Origin of the sequence: Cupriavidus pauculus, from assembly GCF_008693385.1 — a bacterium.
Classification (GTDB): domain Bacteria; phylum Pseudomonadota; class Gammaproteobacteria; order Burkholderiales; family Burkholderiaceae; genus Cupriavidus; species Cupriavidus pauculus_D.
The window spans coordinates 1,004,929-1,027,270 of the sequence record NZ_CP044065.1; the positions used below are offsets into that span (position 1 = coordinate 1,004,929).

The 22,342-nt window shown below is 66.8% G+C and carries 21 protein-coding genes; 14 read left to right on the top strand and 7 right to left on the bottom strand.

Annotated features, from left to right (window positions below; translation table 11 throughout):
• Window positions 1–84 precede the first annotated feature (84 nt).
• From FOB72_RS04645 to FOB72_RS04655, 3 genes are read left to right on the top strand one after another with little or no spacing between them, the layout of a single operon-like run.
• A complete protein-coding gene (locus FOB72_RS04645) occupies window positions 85–789 on the top strand; it encodes a hypothetical protein (RefSeq protein WP_223851411.1) in 705 nt (234 codons plus the stop codon).
• Window positions 790–833: 44 nt separating this feature from the next.
• Window positions 834–1,037 carry a DUF465 domain-containing protein gene (locus tag FOB72_RS04650; RefSeq protein WP_150371450.1) on the top strand — a complete coding sequence of 68 codons (204 nt, stop codon included), beginning with the start codon at window positions 834–836 and terminating at the stop codon, window positions 1,035–1,037.
• A 49-nt stretch (window positions 1,038–1,086) separates the two neighbouring features.
• On the top strand, window positions 1,087–3,309 hold the full coding sequence (locus tag FOB72_RS04655; RefSeq protein ID WP_191002193.1) for an ATP-dependent DNA helicase: 2,223 nt from the start codon (window positions 1,087–1,089) through the stop codon (window positions 3,307–3,309).
• A 70-nt stretch (window positions 3,310–3,379) separates the two neighbouring features.
• Here FOB72_RS04655 and FOB72_RS04660 read toward each other — a convergent pair whose 3' ends face one another.
• The gene (locus FOB72_RS04660; RefSeq protein WP_150371451.1) at window positions 3,380–4,159 is read right to left on the bottom strand and encodes an outer membrane protein assembly factor BamD; all 780 of its coding nucleotides are present in this window, start codon (window positions 4,157–4,159) and stop codon (window positions 3,380–3,382) included.
• 106 nt (window positions 4,160–4,265) lie between these two features.
• On the opposite strand from FOB72_RS04660, the gene FOB72_RS04665 reads away from it, so the two are divergent.
• Window positions 4,266–5,555, top strand: coding sequence for an RluA family pseudouridine synthase (locus FOB72_RS04665; RefSeq protein WP_150371452.1), 1,290 nt, complete (start codon window positions 4,266–4,268; stop codon window positions 5,553–5,555).
• Window positions 5,542–6,402 carry a peptidoglycan editing factor PgeF gene (gene pgeF, locus FOB72_RS04670; RefSeq protein WP_150371453.1) on the top strand — a complete coding sequence of 287 codons (861 nt, stop codon included), beginning with the start codon at window positions 5,542–5,544 and terminating at the stop codon, window positions 6,400–6,402. Before FOB72_RS04665 ends, pgeF begins: the two co-directional genes overlap by 14 nt.
• A 35-nt stretch (window positions 6,403–6,437) precedes the next feature.
• Here pgeF and FOB72_RS04675 read toward each other — a convergent pair whose 3' ends face one another.
• Entirely contained in the window at window positions 6,438–6,656 is a 219-nt protein-coding gene (locus FOB72_RS04675; protein ID WP_150371454.1) for a hypothetical protein, read from the bottom strand.
• Window positions 6,657–6,914: 258 nt separating this feature from the next.
• Here FOB72_RS04675 and phaC point away from each other — a divergent pair, with 258 nt between their 5' ends.
• The 9 genes from phaC (at window position 6,915) to FOB72_RS04725 (ending at window position 17,807) form a co-directional block, all read left to right on the top strand.
• Complete coding sequence (gene phaC / locus FOB72_RS04685) at window positions 6,915–9,008, top strand: class I poly(R)-hydroxyalkanoic acid synthase (RefSeq protein WP_223851412.1); 2,094 nt, start codon at window positions 6,915–6,917, stop codon at window positions 9,006–9,008.
• Window positions 9,009–9,127: 119 nt separating this feature from the next.
• On the top strand, window positions 9,128–10,306 hold the full coding sequence (locus FOB72_RS04690; protein ID WP_150371456.1) for an acetyl-CoA C-acetyltransferase: 1,179 nt from the start codon (window positions 9,128–9,130) through the stop codon (window positions 10,304–10,306).
• Window positions 10,307–10,380: 74 nt separating this feature from the next.
• Complete coding sequence (locus FOB72_RS04695; protein ID WP_150371457.1) at window positions 10,381–11,121, top strand: 3-ketoacyl-ACP reductase; 741 nt, start codon at window positions 10,381–10,383, stop codon at window positions 11,119–11,121.
• Between the two features lie 326 nt (window positions 11,122–11,447).
• Window positions 11,448–12,002, top strand: a complete 555-nt coding sequence (gene phaR, locus FOB72_RS04700; protein WP_150371458.1) for a polyhydroxyalkanoate synthesis repressor PhaR — start codon at window positions 11,448–11,450, stop codon at window positions 12,000–12,002.
• A 124-nt stretch (window positions 12,003–12,126) separates the two neighbouring features.
• Complete coding sequence (locus FOB72_RS04705; RefSeq protein ID WP_150371459.1) at window positions 12,127–13,110, top strand: tRNA dihydrouridine synthase; 984 nt, start codon at window positions 12,127–12,129, stop codon at window positions 13,108–13,110.
• A 69-nt stretch (window positions 13,111–13,179) separates the two neighbouring features.
• Window positions 13,180–14,562, top strand: a complete 1,383-nt coding sequence (gene rimO, locus FOB72_RS04710; RefSeq protein ID WP_150371460.1) for a 30S ribosomal protein S12 methylthiotransferase RimO — start codon at window positions 13,180–13,182, stop codon at window positions 14,560–14,562.
• A gap of 110 nt (window positions 14,563–14,672) precedes the next feature.
• Window positions 14,673–15,857: a beta-ketothiolase BktB gene (gene bktB / locus FOB72_RS04715; RefSeq protein ID WP_150371461.1), complete on the top strand. Its 1,185-nt coding sequence runs from the start codon at window positions 14,673–14,675 to the stop codon at window positions 15,855–15,857.
• 110 nt (window positions 15,858–15,967) lie between these two features.
• Entirely contained in the window at window positions 15,968–16,540 is a 573-nt protein-coding gene (locus FOB72_RS04720; protein ID WP_411859823.1) for a hypothetical protein, read from the top strand.
• A gap of 28 nt (window positions 16,541–16,568) precedes the next feature.
• Window positions 16,569–17,807: a cystathionine beta-lyase gene (locus FOB72_RS04725; protein WP_150371463.1), complete on the top strand. Its 1,239-nt coding sequence runs from the start codon at window positions 16,569–16,571 to the stop codon at window positions 17,805–17,807.
• A gap of 6 nt (window positions 17,808–17,813) precedes the next feature.
• On the opposite strand, the gene FOB72_RS04730 is transcribed toward FOB72_RS04725, so the two are convergent.
• From FOB72_RS04730 to argE, 5 genes are all read right to left on the bottom strand, one after another.
• Window positions 17,814–19,433 carry a PepSY-associated TM helix domain-containing protein gene (locus FOB72_RS04730; protein ID WP_150371464.1) on the bottom strand — a complete coding sequence of 540 codons (1,620 nt, stop codon included), beginning with the start codon at window positions 19,431–19,433 and terminating at the stop codon, window positions 17,814–17,816.
• Window positions 19,434–19,442: 9 nt separating this feature from the next.
• Entirely contained in the window at window positions 19,443–19,730 is a 288-nt protein-coding gene (locus FOB72_RS04735; RefSeq protein ID WP_150371465.1) for a hypothetical protein, read from the bottom strand.
• A complete protein-coding gene (locus FOB72_RS04740; RefSeq protein WP_150371466.1) occupies window positions 19,727–20,029 on the bottom strand; it encodes a hypothetical protein in 303 nt (100 codons plus the stop codon). Before FOB72_RS04740 ends, FOB72_RS04735 begins: the two co-directional genes overlap by 4 nt.
• A 127-nt stretch (window positions 20,030–20,156) precedes the next feature.
• Entirely contained in the window at window positions 20,157–21,008 is an 852-nt protein-coding gene (serB, locus tag FOB72_RS04745) for a phosphoserine phosphatase SerB (RefSeq protein ID WP_150371467.1), read from the bottom strand.
• A 101-nt stretch (window positions 21,009–21,109) separates the two neighbouring features.
• Window positions 21,110–22,321, bottom strand: a complete 1,212-nt coding sequence (gene argE / locus FOB72_RS04750; RefSeq protein ID WP_150371468.1) for an acetylornithine deacetylase — start codon at window positions 22,319–22,321, stop codon at window positions 21,110–21,112.
• Window positions 22,322–22,342: the final 21 nt, after the last annotated feature.

Consider the following 22,342-nt stretch of genomic DNA (forward strand, 5'->3'; position numbering starts at 1 on the left):
GGTGGCGAAGCGGGGGCGGATGCTAGAATCGCGACCATGATCGTGACCACCCGAATGGCTGCCGTTGCCGGCCGTATGCTCCCCATGCTCCGTCCCTTGCTGGCGTCAGGCCTGCTGCTTGCAGCGGCGTTGGCGCCGCTGTCCGCCGCGCGCGCGCAGGCGTCGGTGCCGCAGGCGGCCGATGCCGCCACGAAGCGGGACTTCGAGGGCGAGCGCAAGGCCATCGGCGATGCGCGCGCATGGACCAACTACCGGTTCGCATTGGCCGAGCGCGAGTGTTACAACAAGTTTCTGGTCAACAGCTGCATCGAGAAGGCATCGGACGTCCAGCGCGCCGAACTGCACGTGCTGCGCAAGCGCGAACTCGAGGTGGGCGACGCGGAGCGCGCATACCGGGCCGCCACGCGCGATCGCGATCAGGCGATCCGCCGGGCCGAGTTCGAAGCCGGCCAGCCGGGCCGCGCGGCCAACGAGGCAGCGAGCCGCGCCGCCTTCGACCGCAAGCAGGAAGAGCAGCAGCTGCGCGATGCGCAGCGCGGGGCCGATGCGCCGGCGCGCGCGGCCAACGCCCAGGCGTTCCAGCAGAAGCAGGCCGATTTCGACGCACGCGTGAAAGAGGCCCAGCAGAAGGGCGCCGAGCAGGCACGCCAGCGGCAGGAGAGCGTCAAGGCGTTCGAAGACAAGCAGCGGCAGGCCGCCGACCGGCAGAAGGACCTCGACGAGCGCCGCGAGCGCGCGAAGCAGAAGCAGAACAACGGGGGCAGCACGCCGAGCCCGTTTGGCTTCTAACGGGGAACGGAGGCGCGCCGGCGGTAACGCCGGACGATAGGTATATGGACGACAACCTCAATACGGTCGCGCGGCAGATCATCGAACTCCAGATCGAGCATCGTGACCTCGATTTCCTGATCGACCGTCTGTCCGCCGATGCGCAGCACGACGAACTGCAGTTGCGCCGCCTCAAGAAACGGCGCCTGAAGCTCAAGGACGCGATCACGCTGCTGCAACTCCAGCTCGAACCCGATGTGCCGGCATGACCGGCACGGCCACCCAGATATCGATACCGATCCCATCCCCATCCCGATAGTGTCAGACCTTTCCGCCACGCCGCCCGAAGAGGGCGGCGACCCGACCGTCGGCGTCGACGCTGTCGATGTTGCCCCTGATCTTGCCTCCGAGCTGCGCGCGGCCTCCGCGGCCCAGCTGGCCACGCAGGCCGAGCAACTCGGCAAGATCTTCGCGGACACGGGCACGCTCGCGAGCGCGATTCCCGGTTACCGTCCGCGCGCCTCGCAAAAGCAGATGGCCGAAGCCGTCGCGGGCGCGATCTCGCAGCACGACACCGTGATCGTCGAGGCGGGCACGGGGACCGGCAAGACCTTTGCCTACCTCGTTCCAGCGATGCTGTGGGGCGGCAAGGTGATTCTGTCCACCGGGACGAAGAACCTGCAGGACCAGCTGTTCCTGCGCGACATTCCCACGGTGCGGCACGCGCTGAACGTGCCGATTTCGGTGTCGCTGCTCAAGGGGCGCGCGAACTACGTCTGCCACTACCACCTCGAACGCGCGCAGGCCAATGGCCGGCTCGCATCGAAGCAGGATGCCGCATGGCTGCGCGATATCGCGAAGTTCGCCAAGACGACCGCGTCGGGCGACAAGGCCGAACTGGCCGCGGTGCCCGAGAACGCCCCGGTCTGGCAGCTTGTCACGTCCACGCGCGACAACTGCCTCGGCAGCGAATGCCCGAACTACAAGGAATGCTTCGTCATGCGCGCGCGCAAGGAGGCGCAGCAGGCGGACGTGGTGGTCGTGAACCATCACCTGTTCTTCGCGGATGTGGTGCTGCGCGATACGGGCATGGCCGAGCTGCTGCCGGCCGCCAATACCGTGATCTTCGACGAGGCGCATCAGCTGCCCGAGACCGCGACGCTGTTCTTCGGCGATACGCTCTCCACGAGCCAGCTGCTCGAGATCGCGCGCGATACCGTGGCGGAAGGCCTGTCGCACGCGCGTGACGCGGTGGACTGGGTCGGCCTTGGCGCGCCGCTGGAGCGCGCCACGCGCGATCTGCGGCTCGTCTTCGGTCGCGACAACATGCGGCTGGCCGTCGGGCAGATCGAATCCGATCCGCGCATGCGCGAGCCGTTCTTCGAGACGCTCGATGCCGTGGAAACGGCGCTCGACGATTTTGTGGAGGCGCTGGCAAGCCAGGCCGAGCGGGCCGAATCGCTCGAGCAATGCCATCGCCGCGCGGTGGAACTGTCGCAACGGCTGACGGCGTGGCGCCGCGATGCGGTCTCCGCGCCGGCCCCGCAAACCGCGACGGCGGAGGGGGCCGAGGCTGCCGAGGACGGCGCTGGCGAGCGCACCCCGTCCGCCACCCCGCCCGCCACCCCGCCCGCCGCCACGGACCCGCCCAAGGCACTGGGTCCGGAAACCGTCCGCTGGGTCGAAGTCTTCTCCCAATCGGTCCAGCTCCACCGCACGCCGCTCTCGATCGCCCCGATCTTCACGCGGCAGCGCGAAGGGCAGCCGCGCGCGTGGGTGTTCACGTCCGCCACCCTGTCCGTCAAGGGCAATTTCGCGCATTACGCCGCCCAGCTCGGGCTCGACAAGGACCGTTCCCTGACGTTGCCGAGCCCGTTCGACTACGCGTCGCAGGGCCTGCTCTATGTGCCGCGCGACATGCCCCAGCCGCAGGCGCCGAATTTTACGGAAGCCGTGGTGGAACGCGCGCTGCCGCTGATCGAGGCCGCGGGTGGCCGGACCTTCCTGCTCTGCACCACGCTGCGCGCGGTGCAGAAGGCGTCCGATATGCTGTACGACGCCTTCGCGGAACGGGGGCTCGAGTTGCCGCTGCTCGTGCAGGGCCAGGCCAGCCGCACCGAACTGCTCGATCGCTTCCGCGAACTCGGCAACGCGGTGCTGGTCGGCAGCCAGAGCTTCTGGGAGGGCGTCGATGTCCGGGGCGAGGCGCTGTCGCTGGTCATCATCGACAAGCTGCCGTTCGCGCCGCCCGACGATCCCGTGCTGGCCGCGCGCATGGAGGTGCTGCAGAAGAAGGGGCTGAGCCCGTTCGCCGTGCACCAGCTCCCGCATGCGGTCATCACGCTCAAGCAGGGCGCGGGCCGGCTGATCCGCTCGGAGTCCGATCGCGGCGTGCTGGCCATCTGCGATATGCGGCTCGTGGAGAAGCCCTATGGGCGCCAGATCTGGCAGAGCCTGCCGCCGTTCACGCGTACGCGGGAGGAGGCGACGGTGATCAAGTTTCTGGAAGACCTGCGGACGCCGGATAAGGAAACCACATAAGGGAAACGACAAAAAAAGCCTCGCGCGAGCGAGGCTTTTTTTGTTGGCGGGGCGTTACGCCATCAGGCGGTCAGAACACTTCCCACCACGACTTGTCCTTGCGGCGCTCACCGTACTTGATGAAGTCGCTGTTCGGATAGTTGTGCTCCATCACGCGTGCCGTGTCGTCGCGCAGATCCTTCATGCCGAGCGAGTCGTACGAGCGGATCATGATGTACAGCGCTTCCTCGTTGGCGGGCGCGCCATCGTATTCCTTGAGCGACTGCTGCGCGCGGTTCACCGCGGCCAGGTACGCGCCGCGACGGTAGTAGTAGCGCGCCGCGTGCACCTCGTGCTGTGCGAGGGCGTTGACGATGTACTGCATGCGCTGGCGCGCATCCTCGGTGTACTTGCTGTCCGGGAAGCGCGTGACGAGCGTGTTGAACGCATCGAACGCGGCCTTTGCCGCCTTCGGATCGCGTTCGCTGAGATCCTGGCCCGAGAACCGGCCCAGCCAGCCGAGGTTGTCGTTGAAGTTGATCAGCCCCTTGAGGTAGTAGGCGTAATCGATGTTCGGATGGCTCGGATGCAGCTGGATGAAGCGGTCGATCGCGGCGAGCGCGGCGGCGGTTTCGCCGTCACGGTAGTTCGCATACGCGGTGTCGATCTGCGCCTGCTGCGCATATCGGCCGAACGGATAGCGTCCTTCGAGCTTTTCGTACAGCTTGACGGCCCGCGGATAATCGCCACCATCGAGCGCATCCTTGGCTTCCGAATATAATTTGTTGGCCGACCAGCCGGCCGTTTCGTCAGGCTGGTCCCCAAGCAGGCCGCACGCGGACAGCAGCACGCAGCCGCCTGCGAGCAACATGGCTCCAACTCTGGCGCGCCAATGGGCGCGCTTAGTGCTCTTAGTGCTCTGCAATTCTGTGCTCTGCAATTCTGTGCTCTGCAAGTGCATGGGCAACCTATCCCGGATGAAAAATAGCGCCAAGCATTATAGCCCAACCCCCCAGCCCAAAAACGGCATTGCAGGGGTACCCCGTGAACGCGAACGCCTCGCACCCACGGATTTGACCGATCCGGAGCTCGACGACATCGAGGATTTCGCGGGCGAGGAGGCGGAAGGAAGCGCCTCCGGCGCCATGCCGGCGCAGGCCGATATGGCCCCGCTGACACTCGAGGTCGATAGCGCCGCACATGGCGAGCGGCTCGACAAATTGCTCGCGCGCCACTTCAAGGAGTTCTCGCGCAGCCGCATCCAGCAATGGATCGAGGATGGCGCCGTGCGCGTGGACGGCGAGCCGAGCCGCGCGAAGGCCGCCGTGCAGATGGGCCAGCGCATCGATATCCAGCCGCAGGCGTCTCCGGAGACGAACGCCTTTACGGCGGAGGACGTGCCGCTGGACGTCGTGTACGAGGACGCGACGCTGCTGGTCATCGACAAGCCGGCCGGGCTCGTCGTGCATCCGGCCGCGGGCAACTGGAGCGGCACGGCCCTCAACGGCCTGCTGTACCGCTACCCGGGCGCCGCGACGCTGCCGCGCGCGGGCATCGTGCACCGGCTCGACAAGGAGACCTCGGGCCTGATGGTCGTGGCACGCACGCTCACGGCGCAGACGGACCTCGTGCGCCAGCTGCAGGCGCGCACGGTCAAGCGTACGTATATCGCGCTGGTGTGGGGGCAGACGCCCGACGCGGGCACGATCGACGCGCCGATCGGCCGCGATCCGCGCGAGCGCACGCGCATGGCCATCGTCCATACGAACAGCGGCAAGCCGTCGCGCACGCATTTCCGCACGCTTGGCACGGTGCCGCTCGGCCGGTCGAAGGTGTCGTACGTCGAATGCCAGCTGGAGACGGGGCGCACGCACCAGATTCGCGTGCACTTCGAGTCGATCGGCCATCCGCTGCTCGGCGATCCCGTGTACCACAAGGCCACGCAGCGCGGACAGCGGCCGGCCATCCGCGTGCCGCTGCCGGTGCCGTTCACGCGGCAGGCGCTGCATGCGTACAAGCTGGGGCTCGTGCATCCGGTCACGGGCCGCAAGATCTCGTGGGAGGCGCCGCCGCCCGAGGATCTGCAGGCGCTGATCGACGCGCTCGACTTCGAGGGGCACGAGGCGGACGACGATGATGATTTCGAGTGGGATGCGTCGCAGTACGATGCCAACGGGCTGTATATCGGCGCGGGCGATGACGACGAGGACGAGGATGAGGACGACGAGGATGGCGAGGACGGCGGGAACGGTAATGGCCGCCGCTGACACCGCCGCTCACACCGTCGCTCACACCGCCGCCGACGCGGACTGGATCGTCCCCGGCTGGCCCGCGCCCGCACGCGTCCGCGCGCTCTCGACCACGCGCGCGGGCGGCGTCAGCGCGGCGCCGTACGGGCTGGCGGACGGCGGCACGGGCGGGCTCAATCTCGGCACGCACGTCGGCGACGCACCCGCCGCCGTGTCCACGAATCGCGCCCGCCTTGCCGCGCACCTGCCCGCGATGCCGCAATGGCTCGAGCAGGTGCACGGCTGCGCGGTGGCCACGGCAGACGATATGGCGGCCGGCGTGGCCAGCGCGCGCGATGCGGGGCCAGCGGTGCCGCGCGCCGACGCCAGCGTGTCCGCCACCGCAGGCCATGTCTGCGCGATCATGACCGCCGACTGCCTGCCGGTGCTGCTATGCGACCGCGCGGGTACCGTCGTGGGCGCCGCGCATGCGGGATGGCGCGGCCTCTGCGCGGGCGTGATCGAGGCCACCGTCGCGCGCATGGCGGCGCGCGCGGCCGGCACGCCGCAGTGGCTGGCATGGCTCGGCCCCGCCATCGGCCCCTCGGCCTTCGAGGTCGGCGCGGAGGTCCGCGAGGCGTTTCTCGCCGCCGCCAAAGCCGGCGAGCACGACACGGTCGAGGCCGCGTTCAGGCCCGTCGCGCAAACGCCCGGCAAGTATTGGGCCGATATCTACGGGCTGGCCCGCACGCGCCTGGCAAGAGCCGGATGCACGGACGTCTACGGTGGCGACGCCTGTACCGTGACCGATGCCGAACGGTTCTTTTCGTATCGCCGTGACGGCGTGACGGGCCGCATGGCGACGCTCGTCTGGCTTGCGGACTGAGCCGCGCCCGGTGTGAATCGGCGGACCCAGTCGCCTCAGTGCGAATCGGACGGCGGCGTTACCGGTGCCGCCGCTTCCGCTGCCTCGCGTGCCTTGCGCCGGCGCTTGCGCGCGGGCGTCCCCATGATGTACACGATCAGCGCGACCGGCCCCACGCCATAGGCGAAAAAGGTCAGCACGCCCGCCACGACGGTTCGCTCGGAGATGGCCATCATCATGGCAACGTACAGCCAGGCGATCGCTACGATATACATCGTCAATTCAACTCGTTGTGGTAGGGGCCGACCCTACCGCGAGGTAGGGCTCATGGGTTAAAGCTGCCTTTCGGAAGTCCGCATTGACAGGCTCTCCATTGCGAGGCAACAATGCCTTCAAATGTATCGGAACAAGCAGCACCCCGCAGCATAGCGCCGGCAATACTGAATAGTGCCGGATCAGGGGCGGGCCGGGAGACAGGTACCCCGTTCCCGTCGACAAAGCAAGCGAATCGACGGTAAAGAGACGATTACATCATGGCGACCGGCAAAGGTGCGGCAGCTTCCGGCAAGGAAGGCAAGTCCCAACCATTTCAGTCTGTGCCGGGGCCATTCGATCCAGCTGCATGGCTGGAATGGTCCCGTCAATGGGCCCCCGAGATGAACGGCGGCATGCCCGGTGCGGCGTTCGGTACGCCGTTCGGTGCGCCGTTCGGTACCTTCCCCGGTGCCACCTTCCCCCATGGCCAGTTTCCCGGCGGGGCATTCCCCGGTGGCGCATTCCCTGGCGGTGCATTCCCCGGTGGCGCATTCCCTGGCGGTGCATTCCCCGGCGGTGCATTCCCCGGCGGCGCGGCCTTCTCGGGTGAGGGCTTTCCGGGCGGCGAGGCGTTCGCGCGCATGTTCCAGCAGGCATTCGGCGGCGCGCTCGGCGGCTCGGCGGCACCGGTAAAGATCGCCCCGACGCAACTGGCGCAGATCCAGCAACGCTACTTCCACGACTTTACGCAGCTCTGGCGCGAGATGAGCGAGTCCGCCACGGCGCAGGCCAGCGCGGCCGCGGCCGGCATGAGCGGCATGAGCGGCGCGAGCGGCGCGAGTGGCAATCAGGGCGGCCCGGCGGGCGCCGCCACCAACGGCTATGCGCCCCTCAACGATCGCCGCTTCGCGAGCGACGCGTGGCGCAACAACGCGCCGTATCACTATGCCGCGGCGTTCTACCTGCTGACCGCGCGCGCGATGACCGAACTGGCCGATGCCGTCGAGGCCGACAGCAAGACGCGCCAGCGCATCCGCTTTGCGGTGTCCCAGTGGGTCGACGCGATGTCGCCGGCCAACTTCCTCGCGACCAACCCCGATGCGCAGCAGCGCCTGATCGAGTCGGGCGGCGAATCGCTGCGCGCCGGCGTTCGCAACATGCTCGAGGATCTGTCGCGCGGCAAGATCTCGCAGACCGACGACACCGCGTTCGAGGTCGGCCGCAACGTGGCCGTCAGCGAAGGCGCGGTGGTCTACGAAAACGAATACTTCCAGCTGCTCCAGTACAAGCCGCTGACCGACAAGGTCTACGCGCGGCCGCTGCTGCTGGTGCCGCCCTGCATCAACAAGTTCTACATCCTCGACCTGCAGCCCGAGAGTTCGCTCGTGCGGCATGCGGTGGAGCAGGGCCATACGGTCTTCCTCGTGTCGTGGCGCAATCCCGACGCGACCATGGCCGAGCGCACATGGGACGACTACATCGAGCACGCGGCAATCCGCGCGATCGAGGTGGCGCGCGATATCAGCGGGCAGGACCGTATCAACGTGCTGGGATTCTGCGTGGGCGGCACCATCGTCGCGACGGCCCTCGCGGTGCTGGCCGCGCGTGGCGAGCATCCGGCCGCGAGCCTCACGCTGCTGACCACGCTGCTCGACTTCAGCGATACGGGCATCCTCGACGTGTTTGTCGACGAGTCGCACGTGCAGCTGCGTGAAGCGACCATCGGCGGCACCGCGGGCGCACCGTGCGCGCTGCTGCGCGGCGTGGAACTGGCGAACACGTTCTCGTTCCTGCGTCCCAACGATCTGGTCTGGAACTACGTCGTCGACAACTACCTCAAGGGCAAGACCCCGGTCCCGTTCGACCTGCTGTTCTGGAACGGCGACGCGACCAACCTGCCGGGCCCGTGGTACTGCTGGTATCTGCGCCATACGTATCTGCAGAACGAATTGAAGACACCGGGCAAACTGACGGTGTGCAACGCGCCGGTGGATCTCGGCGCGATCGACGTGCCGACCTACATCTACGGCTCGCGCGAGGACCATATCGTGCCGTGGACGTCCGCCTACGCCTCGACCGCGCTGCTCGAGAACAAGCTGCGCTTCGTGCTGGGCGCGTCGGGCCATATCGCCGGCGTGATCAATCCCCCGGCCAAGAAGAAGCGCAGCCACTGGACCAACGACGCCCTGCCGGGTACGGCACAGGAATGGCTGGCCGGCGCGAAGGAGCATCCCGGCAGCTGGTGGCCGGACTGGGACAACTGGCTCGGCAAGCATGCCGGGCCCAAGCGCGCGGCGCCCACGGCCTACGGCAACGCGCATTACAAGGCCATCGAGGCCGCGCCGGGCCGTTACGTGAAAGCACGCGCATAAATCGAGACAAACGTCGAGACAAGCGCGGAGCACGCGCAACGCCACAGACAAGGGCACCGCGGTTGGCCGCGGCACCCGCTTTTCGAACCGATCTGCATATCTAATCGAGAGGATCTCAAATGACTGACATCGTCATCGTTTCCGCAGCCCGTACCGGTGTGGGCAAGTTTGGTGGTTCGCTGGCCAAGATTCCGGCGCCCGAACTCGGCGCGATCGTGATCAAGGCCGCGCTCGAGCGCGCGGGGGTCAAGCCCGACCAGGTCAGCGAAGTGATCATGGGCCAGGTGCTGACGGCAGGCGCGGGCCAGAACCCGGCACGCCAGGCGTCCCGCAAGGCGGGGCTGCCCGACATGGTGCCGGCCATGACCATCAACAAGGTTTGCGGCTCCGGCCTCAAGGCCGTGATGCTGGCCGCCAACGCGATTCTCTCGGGCGATGCCGAGATCGTCGTGGCGGGCGGCATGGAGAACATGAGCGCGGCGCCGCACGTGCTGCCGGGCTCGCGCGACGGCTTCCGCATGGGCGACGTCAAGTTGATCGACTCGATGATCGTGGACGGCCTGTGGGACGTGTACAACCAGTACCACATGGGCATCACGGCCGAGAACGTCGCCAAGGAATACGGTATCTCGCGCGAGGCGCAGGACGAGTTCGCGGTGGCTTCGCAGAACAAGGCCGAGGCCGCGCAGAAGGCGGGCCGCTTCGACGAGGAAATCGTCCCGGTGATGATTCCGCAGCGCAAGGGCGACCCCGTCGCGTTCAAGACGGACGAGTTCGTGCGCCAGGGCGCGACGCTGGACAGCATTTCGGGCCTGAAGCCGGCCTTCGACAAGGCGGGCACGGTCACGGCCGCGAACGCCTCGGGCATCAATGACGGCGCGGCCGCGGTGGTCGTGATGTCGGCGGCCAAGGCCAAGGAACTGGGCCTGACCCCGATGGCGACGATCAAGGCGTACGCGAACGCGGGCGTGGATCCGGCCGTGATGGGTATCGGCCCGGTACCGGCTTCCAAGCGCTGCCTGTCGCGCGCGGGCTGGACCGTGGACGATCTGGACCTGATGGAGATCAACGAGGCGTTCGCCGCGCAGGCGCTGGCCGTGCATCAGCAAATGGGCTGGGACACCTCGAAGATCAACGTGAACGGTGGTGCCATCGCGATCGGTCACCCGATCGGCGCGTCGGGCTGCCGTATCCTCGTCACGCTGCTGCACGAGATGAAGCGCCGCGATGCCAAGAAGGGGCTGGCTTCGCTGTGTATCGGCGGCGGCATGGGTGTCGCGCTGGCCGTGGAGCGGTGAGGGGTTTCCACAGGCAATCAATGATCGTCGATCGCCGATCGACAATCGACAATAAAGCCAACTAGGAGCGAATGATGACTCAGCGCATTGCATATGTGACCGGCGGCATGGGCGGTATCGGGACCGCGATTTGCCAGCGTCTGGCACGGGACGGCTTCAAGGTCGTGGCGGGCTGCGGCCCGAATTCGCCGCGCCGCGAGAAGTGGCTGGAGCAGCAACGCGCGCTCGGTTTCGAATTCGTGGCATCCGAAGGGAATGTCGCGGACTGGGATTCGACCAAGGCCGCGTTCGACAAGGTGAAGGCCGAGGTCGGCGAGGTAGACGTGCTGATCAACAACGCCGGCATCACGCGCGACGTGGTGTTCCGCAAGATGACGCGCGCCGACTGGGACGCCGTGATCGACACGAACCTGACCTCGCTGTTCAACGTGACCAAGCAGGTCATCGACGGCATGGCGGATCGTGGCTTCGGCCGCATCGTCAATATCTCGTCGGTCAACGGCCAGAAGGGCCAGTTCGGCCAGACGAACTACTCGACGGCCAAGGCCGGCCTGCATGGCTTCACGATGGCGCTGGCGCAGGAAATGGCCACGAAGGGCGTGACCGTGAACACCGTGTCGCCGGGCTATATCGCCACGGACATGGTCAAGGCGATCCGACAGGACGTGCTCGACAAGATCGTTGCCACGATTCCGGTCAAGCGCCTGGGCCTGCCCGAGGAAATCGCATCGATCTGCTCGTGGCTGTCCTCGGACGAATCGGGCTTCTCGACCGGCGCGGACTTCTCGCTCAACGGTGGTCTGCATATGGGGTGATCGCCTGACGATCATGGGCTGATTGCGGCGGCGCAGCCAGCGCGGTGCACAAGCATCGCGTTCCACGCCATGGCGGTTCGTCGCGTTCGTCGACGAACCGCCGTTTTTATTCGATAACGCCGCGTTTCCGCGTAGGTCTACCGGACGGTATGCTGCGGGTTTTCCTTAACCGTGCCTGCTTTCCATAGTGCTTTCTTGAGCATAGAATCAGGGCAGCGGCGCAGTGGACGCCGGATTGCGCGCTGCATCCCTTGCAGCGCAGCAACGGATCTCAGCGATGGTCCGGCACCTGCCGGGCATCAGCGACGACAAAGGATAGAGCGACGATGGCCACGACAAAGAAAGGCGCAGAGCGACTGATCAAGAAGTATCCCAATCGCAGGCTCTACGATACGCAGACCAGTACCTACATCACCCTCGCGGACGTCAAGCAGCTGGTCATGGACTCGGAAGAGTTCAAGGTGGTTGACGCCAAGTCCGGCGAGGAACTCACGCGCAGCATCCTGCTGCAGATCATCCTGGAAGAAGAAACCGGCGGCGTGCCGATGTTCTCGAGCGCGATGCTCTCGCAGATCATCCGTTTCTACGGCCACGCGATGCAGGGCATGATGGGCACCTATCTGGAAAAGAACATCCAGGCGTTCATCGACATCCAGAGCAAGCTCGCCGAGAACTCGAAGGGCCTGTATTCGGGCGAAGCCTTCAGCCCCGACATGTGGTCGCAGTTCATGAACATGCAGGGCCCGATGATGCAGGGGATGATGAGCAACTACATCGAGCAGAGCAAGAACCTGTTCGTGCAGATGCAGGAGCAGATGCAGAGCCAGGCCAAGAACATGTTCGGGACCTTCCCGTTCAATCAGCAGGATCCCAAGAAATAAATCCCGCCTTCCGGCGATGCCATCGGGCAGCCTTGCGCGCTGCCCGTTTTCGTTGGCGCAAACAAGGTAACATCGCGGTCTTTCAAGGCAACGGCGCCCGAGGCAACTCAGACGCCGTTCTCGTATGAGCCAGTTGTTTCTTGCACCGATGGAAGGGCTCGCGGACTATGTCCTGCGGGACGTATTGACGCGCACAGGCGGATTCGACGGGTGCGTGTCGGAATTCGTCCGGGTGACGGGTTCGGTGCTTCCCATGCGGGTCTACGAGCGGGACACGCCCGAAATCCTCGACGGCGGCCGCACCGCGAGCGGCACGCCGATGGTGATTCAGCTGCTCGGCAGCGACCCGGAATGGATGGCGGTGAATGCGGCCCGCGCGGCGAGCCTGTCGCCGTATGGCGTCGATCTGAACTTCGGCTGCCCCGCGAAAGTCGTCAACCGGCACGGTGGCGGCGCCATGCTGCTGGCGGATCCCGAGCAGCTGAACCGAATCGTGTCGTCCGTGCGCGCAGCCGTGCCGGCCGGCATCGCCGTGACCGCAAAAATGCGGCTGGGCGTGTCCGACACCTCGCTTGCCATCGACTGCGCGACGGCGCTGGCGGAAGGCGGCGCGGCACACCTGGTCGTCCATGCCAGAACCCGTGACGATGGTTACCGGCCGCCGGCCCACTGGGAGTGGATTGCACGGATCGACGACGCGGTGGATGTTCCGGTCATCGCCAACGGCGATGTCTGGGCCGTGGCGGACTGGCAGCGGTGCAGGGCGGTGAGTGGCTGCGCGGACGTGATGATCGGGCGCGGCGCCGTGTCGGACCCGTTCCTGGCGTTGCGTATCCGTGGACGGGTGGATCCGGTGCCTTCCGGCGAAGAATGGCCGGCCGTGCTCGGTCTGCTCGACGACTACCTGAGAAAGCTGCAAGCGCGCGTGACGCCTCGCCACGAGCATGGACGCGTCAAGATGTGGCTCAGCTATCTCAAGCGGACCTGGCCGCAAGCGGCCGAGCTGCACACCGCGATCCGGTACCTCCAGGATTCGCGCGATATTCTCGAAGTCATCGCTGGCGCCATGTCAGGTATCGGGCACCGAGAAACTTTGGCAAACGGTTAAAATGCTCGATTGGCTTCGAATCGCTGGGCGGCCATGTCTCGCTCCGCACGTCCCACATTGGATTGATCTGTGAAAAACCCTTTAGAATCAACGACTAAAAAAGACCGTATTCCAAATGTGGGATTCGTGAGCCTTGGCTGCCCCAAGGCCCTCGTGGACTCGGAGCAGATCATCACGCAGCTGCGTGCCGAGGGGTACGCGATCAGCGGGACCTACGACGGTGCCGATCTCGTGGTGGTCAATACCTGCGGCTTTATCGACGAAGCCGTGCAGGAGAGCCTGGATGCCATCGGCGAGGCGCTGACGGAGAACGGCAAGGTGATCGTTACGGGCTGCCTGGGCGCGAAGAAGGATGCCGCGGGGCACGACATCGTGTCGTCGGTGCACCCGAAGGTGCTGGCCGTGACCGGTCCCCACGCGCTGGGCGAGGTCATGCAGGCCGTGCACACGCACCTGCCCAAGCCGCACGATCCGTTCACGGACCTCGTGCCGGCCGCCGGCATCAAGCTGACGCCGAAGCATTACGCCTACCTGAAGATTTCCGAAGGCTGCAACCATCGCTGCTCGTTCTGCATCATCCCGTCGATGCGCGGCGACCTCGTGTCGCGCCCGGTGGCCGAGGTGATGCTCGAGGCCGAGAACCTGTTCAAGGCCGGTGTGAAGGAACTGCTCGTGATCTCGCAGGACACGAGCGCGTACGGCGTGGACGTGAAATACCGCACGGGCTTCTGGGCCGGCCGTCCGCTCAAGACGCGCATGACCGAACTCGTGGCCGCGCTCGGCGAGCTGGCCGCGCAGTACGGCGCGTGGGTGCGCCTGCACTACGTCTACCCGTATCCGCACGTGGACGAGATCATTCCGCTGATGTCGCAGGGCCATGTGCTGCCGTACCTCGACGTGCCGCTGCAGCACGCGCATCCGGACGTGCTCAAGCGCATGAAGCGCCCGGCCAACGCCGAGAAGACGATGGACCGGATTCGCGCCTGGCGCGAGATCTGCCCGGAACTGACCATCCGCAGCACGTTCATCGCGGGGTTCCCGGGCGAGACCGAGGAAGAGTTCCAGACGCTGCTCGACTTTATCGCCGAAGCCGAACTGGACCGCGTGGGCTGCTTCGCCTATTCGCCGGTGGAGGGCGCCACGGCCAACGATCTGCCGGGCGCGCTGCCCGACGAGGTTCGCGAGGAGCGCCGCGCGCGCTTCATGGAAGTCGCCGAGGAGGTTTCGGCGCGCCGTCTGCAGCGCAAGGTGGGGCAGACGCTGCGGGTGCTCGTCGACGAGCTCAATCAGGATGGCGGTATCGGCCGGTCTTCGGCCGATGCGCCCGAGATCGACGGCCTCGTGTATATCGCGCCGGCCACCAAGACATCGCAGCGCTACCGTGCGGGGGAGTTCGTGCAGGTAAAGATCACCGGTGCCGACGGTCACGACCTCTGGGGCGAGATCGCCTGACGTCGCTAGTCCTCCTACGAAGTTGTAGGATGATTAGGTAATAGTACGATCGTTCGCTGCCCCCGGCCGGGGATATACTGTGCGCCGCAACATCAATCATGGAGACAGACATGACGCGTGAAGTGGTGGTGGTAAGCGGCGTTCGTACCGCAATCGGAACGTTTGGCGGCGCGCTCAAGGACGTGGCGCCGACCGACCTCGGCGCCCTGGTCGTGCGCGAGTCGCTGGCCCGCGCGGGCGTGAGCGGCGACGACGTGGGGCACGTGGTGTTCGGCAACGTGATCCATACCGAGCCGAAGGACATGTATCTGGCCCGCGTGGCCGCGGTGCAGGGCGGCGTGTCGATCCACGCGCCCGCGCTGACGCTGAACCGCCTGTGCGGCTCCGGCCTGCAGGCCATCGTGAGCGCGGCGCAGACGATCCTGCTCGGCGACGCCGACGTGGCGATCGGCGGCGGTGCCGAAAGCATGAGCCGCGCCCCCTATCTCGCGCCGGCCGCCCGCTGGGGCGCGCGCATGGGCGATGCCAGGCTGCTGGACATGATGCTCGGCGCGCTGCACGATCCGTTCCACAACATCCATATGGGCGTCACGGCCGAGAACGTCGCGAAGGAATACGACATCTCGCGCGGCCAGCAGGACGAGACCGCCCTCGAGTCGCACCGCCGCGCGTCCGCGGCGATCCGTGCCGGGTATTTCAAGGATCAGATCGTTCCGGTGACCGTGAAGTCCCGCAAGGGCGACGTCGTGTTCGATACCGACGAGCACGTGCGTCACGACGCGAAGATCGAGGACATGACCAAGCTCAAGCCCGTGTTCGCGAAGGAGAACGGCACGGTCACGGCCGGCAATGCCTCGGGGCTGAACGACGCGGCGGCGGCGGTCGTGCTGATGGAGCGCGCCGAAGCCGAGCGCCGTGGCCTGAAGCCGCTCGCGCGCCTGGTCTCGTACGGCCACGCGGGGGTCGATCCGAAGACCATGGGCATCGGTCCCGTGCCGGCGACGAAGATCGCGCTCGAGCGCGCCGGCCTGACGGTCGCGGACCTCGACGTGATCGAGGCCAACGAGGCGTTTGCCGCGCAGGCCTGCGCGGTGACCAAGGCGCTGGGGCTCGATCCGGCCAAGGTCAACCCGAACGGTTCGGGTATCTCGCTGGGCCATCCGATCGGGGCCACGGGCGCGCTGATCACGGTCAAGGCCGTGCACGAACTGCAGCGCGTGCAGGGCCGTTATGCGCTCGTGACGATGTGCATCGGGGGCGGGCAGGGCATCGCCGCGATTTTCGAGCGCATCTAGTTCAAGCGTATCTCACATCGCATCCTGCAGGCCATCTGCGGGTAAACTGGCGGCGCATTCCTCTTTCCATCGTTTCATCGAGGTCGATCGTGGTTCGTGCCGCCCCTTTCCTGTCGATTCTTGCCGCCACGCTGTCGCTCGCGTTGCCCGCTTCGGGCCACGCGGCCGACGGCACCTCGTTGTCGACCGGCTCGCTTGGCATCAGCCAGGCGATTCGCGACGGCGAGGCACGCCGCGGCACCTCCCTGTCCACCGGGCCCGTCGGCCCGCTCGCGCCGCGCCCCGAGTACGCGAAACTGCCGGTCTACGTCGGCAAGGTCGGGGACAAGTCCGTGCGGCTCCGTATCGGTCCCAAGAGCGATACGCGCGACAGCCTGCAAGGCGAGTATTCGACCGGCGACAGCAAGGACGTGCGGCTGCTGTCCGGCGAATGGGACAACGGTTCGTTCCTGATGGAAGAGTCTGACGACGGCACGCGCGTCTCGGGCAACTGGGAAGGGCAGATCGACGATCGCGGCGCGGTGCGCGGCACGTGGACCGACGCCTTCAATCCGGCGATCGTGCTGCCGTTCATGATCCGGCCGCTTGGCGGCTTCCTCGTGATTCCGCCCTTCGACATGCGGCCCTCCAGTGGCGTTACTTACGCGCCGCCGCCGCCCAAGTCGTCAATCTCCGGATATTGACCTGAACACTTCAGCCAAGGATCGCGCTGTGTCCGACCGTTCTTCTTCTCCCGATGATCGCCAGCCCGCTGGCAGCCGCTCCGCGCATTATCCGCAGACCGTTGCGGTGCAGCCGGACCTGAATATTCCGCCGAATTTCGGATCGTTCTCGCCAGCCACGCATCGCGGTTCGACGGTCGTGTTCAATACGCTGGCCGAACTGCGCGCCTATGGCGATCCGTCGAAGACCTACTGGCGCTACGGGCTCCATGCCACGCCCACCAGCGAGGCGCTCTGCCAGCAGCTCGCGCAGCTCGAGGGCGGCAAGCACACGCTGCTGTTCCCCTCGGGCATGGCCGCGATCTCGCTCGTCGATTTCTCGCTGCTCAAGAGCGGCGACGACGTGCTGATTCCCGACAACGTGTACGGCCCCAACCGCGACCACGCGGACTGGCTCGCGCGCGATTACGGCGTGTCGGTGCGTTACTACCATCCGATGATCGGCGCGGGCATCGCGGCGCTGATCCAGCCGAATACGAAGCTGATCTGGCTCGAATCGCCGGGCTCGGTCACGATGGAGGTGCCCGATGTGGAGGCCATCGTCGCGGCCGCGCGGGCGCGCAACGTGATCACGGCCATCGACAATACGTGGTCGGGCGGGCTGTACTTCCAGCCGTTCGACAAGGGCATCGATATCTCGGTGCAGGCACTGACCAAGTACCAGTCCGGCGGCAGCGACGTGCTGATGGGCGCGACCATCGTGCGCGATACCAAACTCTACGAACGTCTGCGCCGCACGCGCATGGTCATGGGGTGGGGCGTGTCCGCGGACGACTGCTTCCTCGTGCTGCGCGGGCTGCAGAGCATGCCCGTCCGCCTGGCCGCGCACGACCGCGCGGCACGCGAGGTCGCGGAATGGCTGCTGCAGCGTCCCGAAGTCACGCGTGTGCTGCATCCCGCGTTGCCGCAGTGCCCGGGGCATGCGGAATGGCGCCGGGACTTTACGGGTGCGACGGGGTTGTTCTCGATCCTGCTGCATGACCGGTACTCGCGCAAGCAGGTGGACGATTTCGTGGAGGCGCTGAAGCTGTTCGCGATCGGCTGGTCGTGGGGCGGCGCGCATAGCCTCGCCGTGCCGTACCACGTGCCGACGATGCGTGCGCCGGGCACCTGGCCGCCCGCTGGATGGGAGCACGCGGGCGAGCTCGTGCGGCTCTATATCGGGCTCGAGGATACGCGGGACCTGATCGCGGATCTGCGGCAGGCGATGGACGCCACGCTGGGCTGAATCGTATCAAGAGGCCCGCGCGGCTGCCGCGGCATCCCCGGCCGGCGCGTGACGCGGTGCCCAGACCGATTCCGCCGGACCGTTCCGGGACCGCCGCTGCGTCGCGCGCGCGAGCGCAACGTAACCCACCGCCAGCGCAATGGCCCCGATATCGAATCCCGCCACGGCCCAGCGCCCACCCAATGCCGCGGCAAACAGGTGGTCGCCCGTGAGGATGGCGTTCGACAGGGGCACCGTCAGCGAGGCCAGCGCGGCCACATACAGCAGCTCGATCGCCGCCCGTACCGGCGGGCGAATCAGCGCCCACGCGATGGCCAGCCCGAACACGGGCCAGTAGACATAGCTCACCGCGCGCTCGGGCCACAGCAGCGCGGCCGGAAAGCACAGCGCCACACCGATGCAGCAGCCGATGCAGACGCCCACCGTGGCCTGCGCGAGCAGCCGATGCACGCGCGGCTGGTCCGCCTGGCGCGCCTTGCGCCGCGATTCGATCCAGAGCAGATTGCCCGAGTAGAACAGGAACGCCCCCGCCAGCCCCGCCAGCAGATACACGAACCGCACCGCGAGGTCGCCAAACGTGCCGAAGTGCAGCGCGTACAGCGCGCTATACAGCGCATGGTTGCCATCGCGCGCGCCCGGCGTCTGGTTGGCGATCAGCTGCCCCGCATTGGGCTCGCCCGCCGCGGCATGCAGGCCGACCGAGCCGCCGTTGCCGAGCGCCCGCGTGCCTTCGCCACGGACCTCGGCCACCGCATTGGCATCGCCATAGCGCTGGAAGCGAATCGCCTCGGGCGTGAAATGCTCGCCACCATGTTCGCGCGCAATGCGCAGCAGCTCGGCCGACGTCATCGTCGGCACGGCCCGGTTGGCCGCCGCCACTTCCGGCGTGGCGCCGGTCACGCGCGGAATGACGTCCATCAGCTTGCCGTCGAACGTCAGCATGTTGAAGACCATCACGAGGATCAGCGACAGGCAGAACAGCGCGCCCGTCACCGCGAACACCATATGGAAGGGCAGGCTGAACAGGCCGATCACGTTATGCGCGTCCATCCAGAAGCGCTTGAGATTGCGCCCCGGCCGCACCGCGAACAGGTCCTTCCTGAGCCGCGGCAGATGCAGCAGCACGCCAGACACGAGGGCCAGGCCATACAGCACCGAGATCACGCCCATGAAGTACATGCCGTTCGTGCCGAGGCCGAGCGCGTAATGCAGCGAGTTCAGGAACGCTGACAGCTCGCCGGCCACCTGATCGATCGACGTGTTCTGCCGCGCGGCCGCATCGCCATCGAGGCGCGCGCCGCTCATGTGGTGCCATGCGCCCGCCTTGTCCATCCAGTAGGCGTTGAAGTCGGGCTCTTCCTTGCTGGGCAGACTCACGTAGACGCTGGCAGCCGCGTCGGGCTGCGCGGCAATGAGCTTCTGCACGAACGCATCGACGGCGGGACCGCTGACCTCGACCTCGGCCGCATGATGGCCTTCGAGGCGGGCAGGGTTCTGCCAGACGTGGATCTCGTGGTGGAAGACGGTGATCGCGCCCGCGAAGAACGCGATGAACAGCGCCCACCCGGCCATCAGGCCGACCCACGTGTGGAGCGTCTGGTAGAGACGAAGAGTATTGGCTTTCATCGGACGTCCTTACGAGCCGAGCGTGGTGGCGGGCGGCATGGCGTCCAGCGCGCGCACGGCCCACAGGATGCCGAAGCAGAGAAGGTTGGCGGCGCCGAGCCAGAGCCATGCGGCGCGGCTCGAGCCGAACAGCAGGCTGCCGCTGATGATCGCGACCCAGAGCGGGAATGTCAGGAGCACCGCGACGACGACGCCGCGCTCCCATCCGCCGGGCAGCCAGAGGATGCCCAGCGTGCAGAGCGCCATCGCGAGCGGCAGGCCCAGCAGCGCGCCCGCGAGCCATTTGGTGCCCATCATGATGCGGTCCCTTCGTCGGCGGTGTCGCGCACCCCGCGCCGGTGGTTGACCCAGGTGCCGAGGAACGGCCACAGCGACAGGCAGCAGGTGAGGGTGATCAGCGTGGCGGCGATGGCCACGGCCCAGCCCTCGGGCACGCTCATGATCCACGCCGACGCGACGGTCAGCCCCAGCGCAAGCAGGCAGAGCGCGCGCGGCGACAGCGGCCGGCGCGAGGCGGGAATCAGGACCTGGTTCGGCGCGGCCAGATACAGGCACGCGGCGGCCACCAGTCCAAGCAGGACAGCAATGCCTTGCATGAACATCCGTTCATTGGAAATCGGGAAGCTGAAATAGTAATGATTCCCATTAATTTCCACAAGGAAATCAAGGCAATGCGACAATTTTGTAATGTTCGAGGCGCGCCGCTGGCGCCCCGAAAAGGCGCTATTTCAGCAGTTCCAGCAGGCCGTCCAGCCCGACGTGATTGAACGCGACGCTGGCCTGCGCGCGGACCACGGGTTTGGCGCGGAACGCCACCGAGAGGCCGGCGATGGCCATCATCTTGAGGTCGTTGGAGCCATCGCCCATGACGATGGCCTGCGACGGGTCGGCGCCGATCTGCGCGCAGACTTCGCGCACGGTGCGGGCCTTGACGTCGGCGTTGACGATCTCGCCGACGACATTGCCGGTGAGCTTGCCATCGACGATCTCGAGCGTATTGGCGCGCGTGAAGTCGAGGCCCAGGCGCGGCTTGAGCTGGTCGGTGAAGTGGACGAAGCCGCCCGACACCAGCAGGGTGCGGATGCCGGCCGCCTGCACGCCCGCCAGCATGCGCTCGGCACCGGGGGACAGGCGCAGGCGCTCCGCATAGACGCGGTCCAGCACGGACGCGTCGAGCCCCTTGAGCAGGGCCACGCGGCGGCGCAGGCTTTCGTTGAAATCGGTGATCTCGCCACGCATCGCGGCTTCGGTGATGGCCGAGACTTCGGCCTTGAGCCCGCAGAAGTCCGCGATCTCGTCGATGCACTCGATGGTGATCAGCGTCGAGTCCATGTCCATGGCCACGAGCCGGAAATCGGACAGCTTGCGCGCGGTGGCGAGGATGGCCCAGTCGATGCCGCGCGGCACGCAGTACGCGTCGAGGCTCTCGTGCAGCGCCGGCGTCAGCGGGGCGCTGGTCTCGGCCACGGCCACGGTATCGCTGCGGGGGACCAGCGGCGAGGCGCTGGCCAGCGCGCGCACGGCGTCGAGGTCGGCGGTGGCGATCGGGGAGAGGCTCTGAAGAATCAACGGCATGGCGAAAAAGCGGATGGGGCTGGCGAAGGCGCTATTGTAACGGCCCGCCAGCAGCCCACCAGCGGCCCGCCGCGCCCATCGTGCCCCCGGGCCCTGCGCGCTTATGCCGCGCGCAGGCTGCCCACCACCTTGTGCAGGAAGCGCTCGCACGCCTCGAGCTGGTCCAGCGCGACGAATTCGTCGGGCTTGTGCGCCTGCTGGATATCGCCGGGGCCGCAGACCACGGCCGGCACGCCCATTTGCTGGAACAGGCCGGCCTCGGTCGCATAGGCCACCTTGTTGATCTCGCGATCGCCGGTGAGCGCGCGCACGAGCTGCGTGATCGCATCCTGCTCCGCGGCATCGAGCGACGGCGCCGTGGCGATCTCCGTGATCACGAGGTCCGCATCGGCGTGCTCGCCGCGCATGCGCGGCAGCAGCACGTCGCCCGCGTAGGCCTGGATGCGCGAGATGATGCCCTTGGGATCCACGCCCGGCAGATTGCGGAACTCGAACACGAACTCGCACAGCGCGGGAATCGTGTTGATGGCGATGCCGCCCTGGATCGTGCCCGTGGAGGCCGTGGTGAACGGCACGTCGAACGCCTGATCGTACGGACCCTGCGCCTTGAACTCGTCGGCGATATCGCGGATGAAGCAGATGAGCCGCGCCGCGTACTCGATGGCATTGACGCCCTTGGGCGTCAGCGACGAATGCGCGGCCTGGCCCGTCACGCAGCAGCGATAGGCATTGATACCCTTGTGCGCGACGATCGTGCGCATGCTCGTGGGCTCGCCCACGATGCAGCCCGCGGGCTTTACGCCGAGGTCGCGTAGTTGCGCGAGCATGAACGGCGCGCCCATGCAGCCCACTTCCTCGTCGAACGAGAGCGCGTAGTGCACGGGCTCGCGCAGGCGCGTCTCGAGCAGCGTGGGCAGCAGCGACAGCGTGGTGCCGATAAAGCCCTTCATGTCGCAGGTGCCGCGGCCATAGAGCCTGCCATCGCGAATCACGGGCTGGAACGGATCGCTGGACCAGTCCTGGCCGTCCACGGGCACCACGTCGGTATGGCCCGACAGCACGATACCGCCATTGGTCTCGCCATTCGCGGCCGGCACCGTCACGAACAGATTGGCCTTGTTCTTCTGCGGGTTGTAGCTCAGGTGTGGCTTCAGGCCGCGCGCGGCAAAGTGGTCGCGCACGGTCTCGATCAGGCCGAGGTTGGAGTTGCGCGAGGTCGTATCGAACGCGACCAGTCGCCTGGTCCATTCCAGCGCGCCGATGGCCGCATCGGTAGTGGTGGGGGCGTTCTCGCTGAGCGTTTCGGCTGACATTGGGGCGGTGTCCGGTTGAGT

Excerpts from the sequence above, each read along its gene's own strand:
- FOB72_RS04645 (WP_223851411.1), top strand. The coding sequence starts at position 85 with ATGCTCCGTCCCTTGCTGGCGTCAGGCCTGCTGCTTGCAGCGGCGTTG.
- FOB72_RS04650 (WP_150371450.1), top strand. The coding sequence starts at position 834 with ATGGACGACAACCTCAATACGGTCGCGCGGCAGATCATCGAACTCCAG.
- FOB72_RS04660 (WP_150371451.1), bottom strand. The coding sequence starts at position 4,159 with ATGTTGCTCGCAGGCGGCTGCGTGCTGCTGTCCGCGTGCGGCCTGCTT.
- FOB72_RS04665 (WP_150371452.1), top strand. The coding sequence starts at position 4,266 with ATGAAAAATAGCGCCAAGCATTATAGCCCAACCCCCCAGCCCAAAAAC.
- pgeF (WP_150371453.1), top strand. The coding sequence starts at position 5,542 with ATGGCCGCCGCTGACACCGCCGCTCACACCGTCGCTCACACCGCCGCC.
- FOB72_RS04675 (WP_150371454.1), bottom strand. The coding sequence starts at position 6,656 with ATGTATATCGTAGCGATCGCCTGGCTGTACGTTGCCATGATGATGGCC.
- phaC (WP_223851412.1), top strand. The coding sequence starts at position 6,915 with ATGGCGACCGGCAAAGGTGCGGCAGCTTCCGGCAAGGAAGGCAAGTCC.
- FOB72_RS04690 (WP_150371456.1), top strand. The coding sequence starts at position 9,128 with ATGACTGACATCGTCATCGTTTCCGCAGCCCGTACCGGTGTGGGCAAG.
- FOB72_RS04695 (WP_150371457.1), top strand. The coding sequence starts at position 10,381 with ATGACTCAGCGCATTGCATATGTGACCGGCGGCATGGGCGGTATCGGG.
- phaR (WP_150371458.1), top strand. The coding sequence starts at position 11,448 with ATGGCCACGACAAAGAAAGGCGCAGAGCGACTGATCAAGAAGTATCCC.
- FOB72_RS04705 (WP_150371459.1), top strand. The coding sequence starts at position 12,127 with ATGAGCCAGTTGTTTCTTGCACCGATGGAAGGGCTCGCGGACTATGTC.
- bktB (WP_150371461.1), top strand. The coding sequence starts at position 14,673 with ATGACGCGTGAAGTGGTGGTGGTAAGCGGCGTTCGTACCGCAATCGGA.
- FOB72_RS04730 (WP_150371464.1), bottom strand. The coding sequence starts at position 19,433 with ATGAAAGCCAATACTCTTCGTCTCTACCAGACGCTCCACACGTGGGTC.
- FOB72_RS04735 (WP_150371465.1), bottom strand. The coding sequence starts at position 19,730 with ATGATGGGCACCAAATGGCTCGCGGGCGCGCTGCTGGGCCTGCCGCTC.
- FOB72_RS04740 (WP_150371466.1), bottom strand. The coding sequence starts at position 20,029 with ATGCAAGGCATTGCTGTCCTGCTTGGACTGGTGGCCGCCGCGTGCCTG.
- serB (WP_150371467.1), bottom strand. The coding sequence starts at position 21,008 with ATGCCGTTGATTCTTCAGAGCCTCTCCCCGATCGCCACCGCCGACCTC.
- argE (WP_150371468.1), bottom strand. The coding sequence starts at position 22,321 with ATGTCAGCCGAAACGCTCAGCGAGAACGCCCCCACCACTACCGATGCG.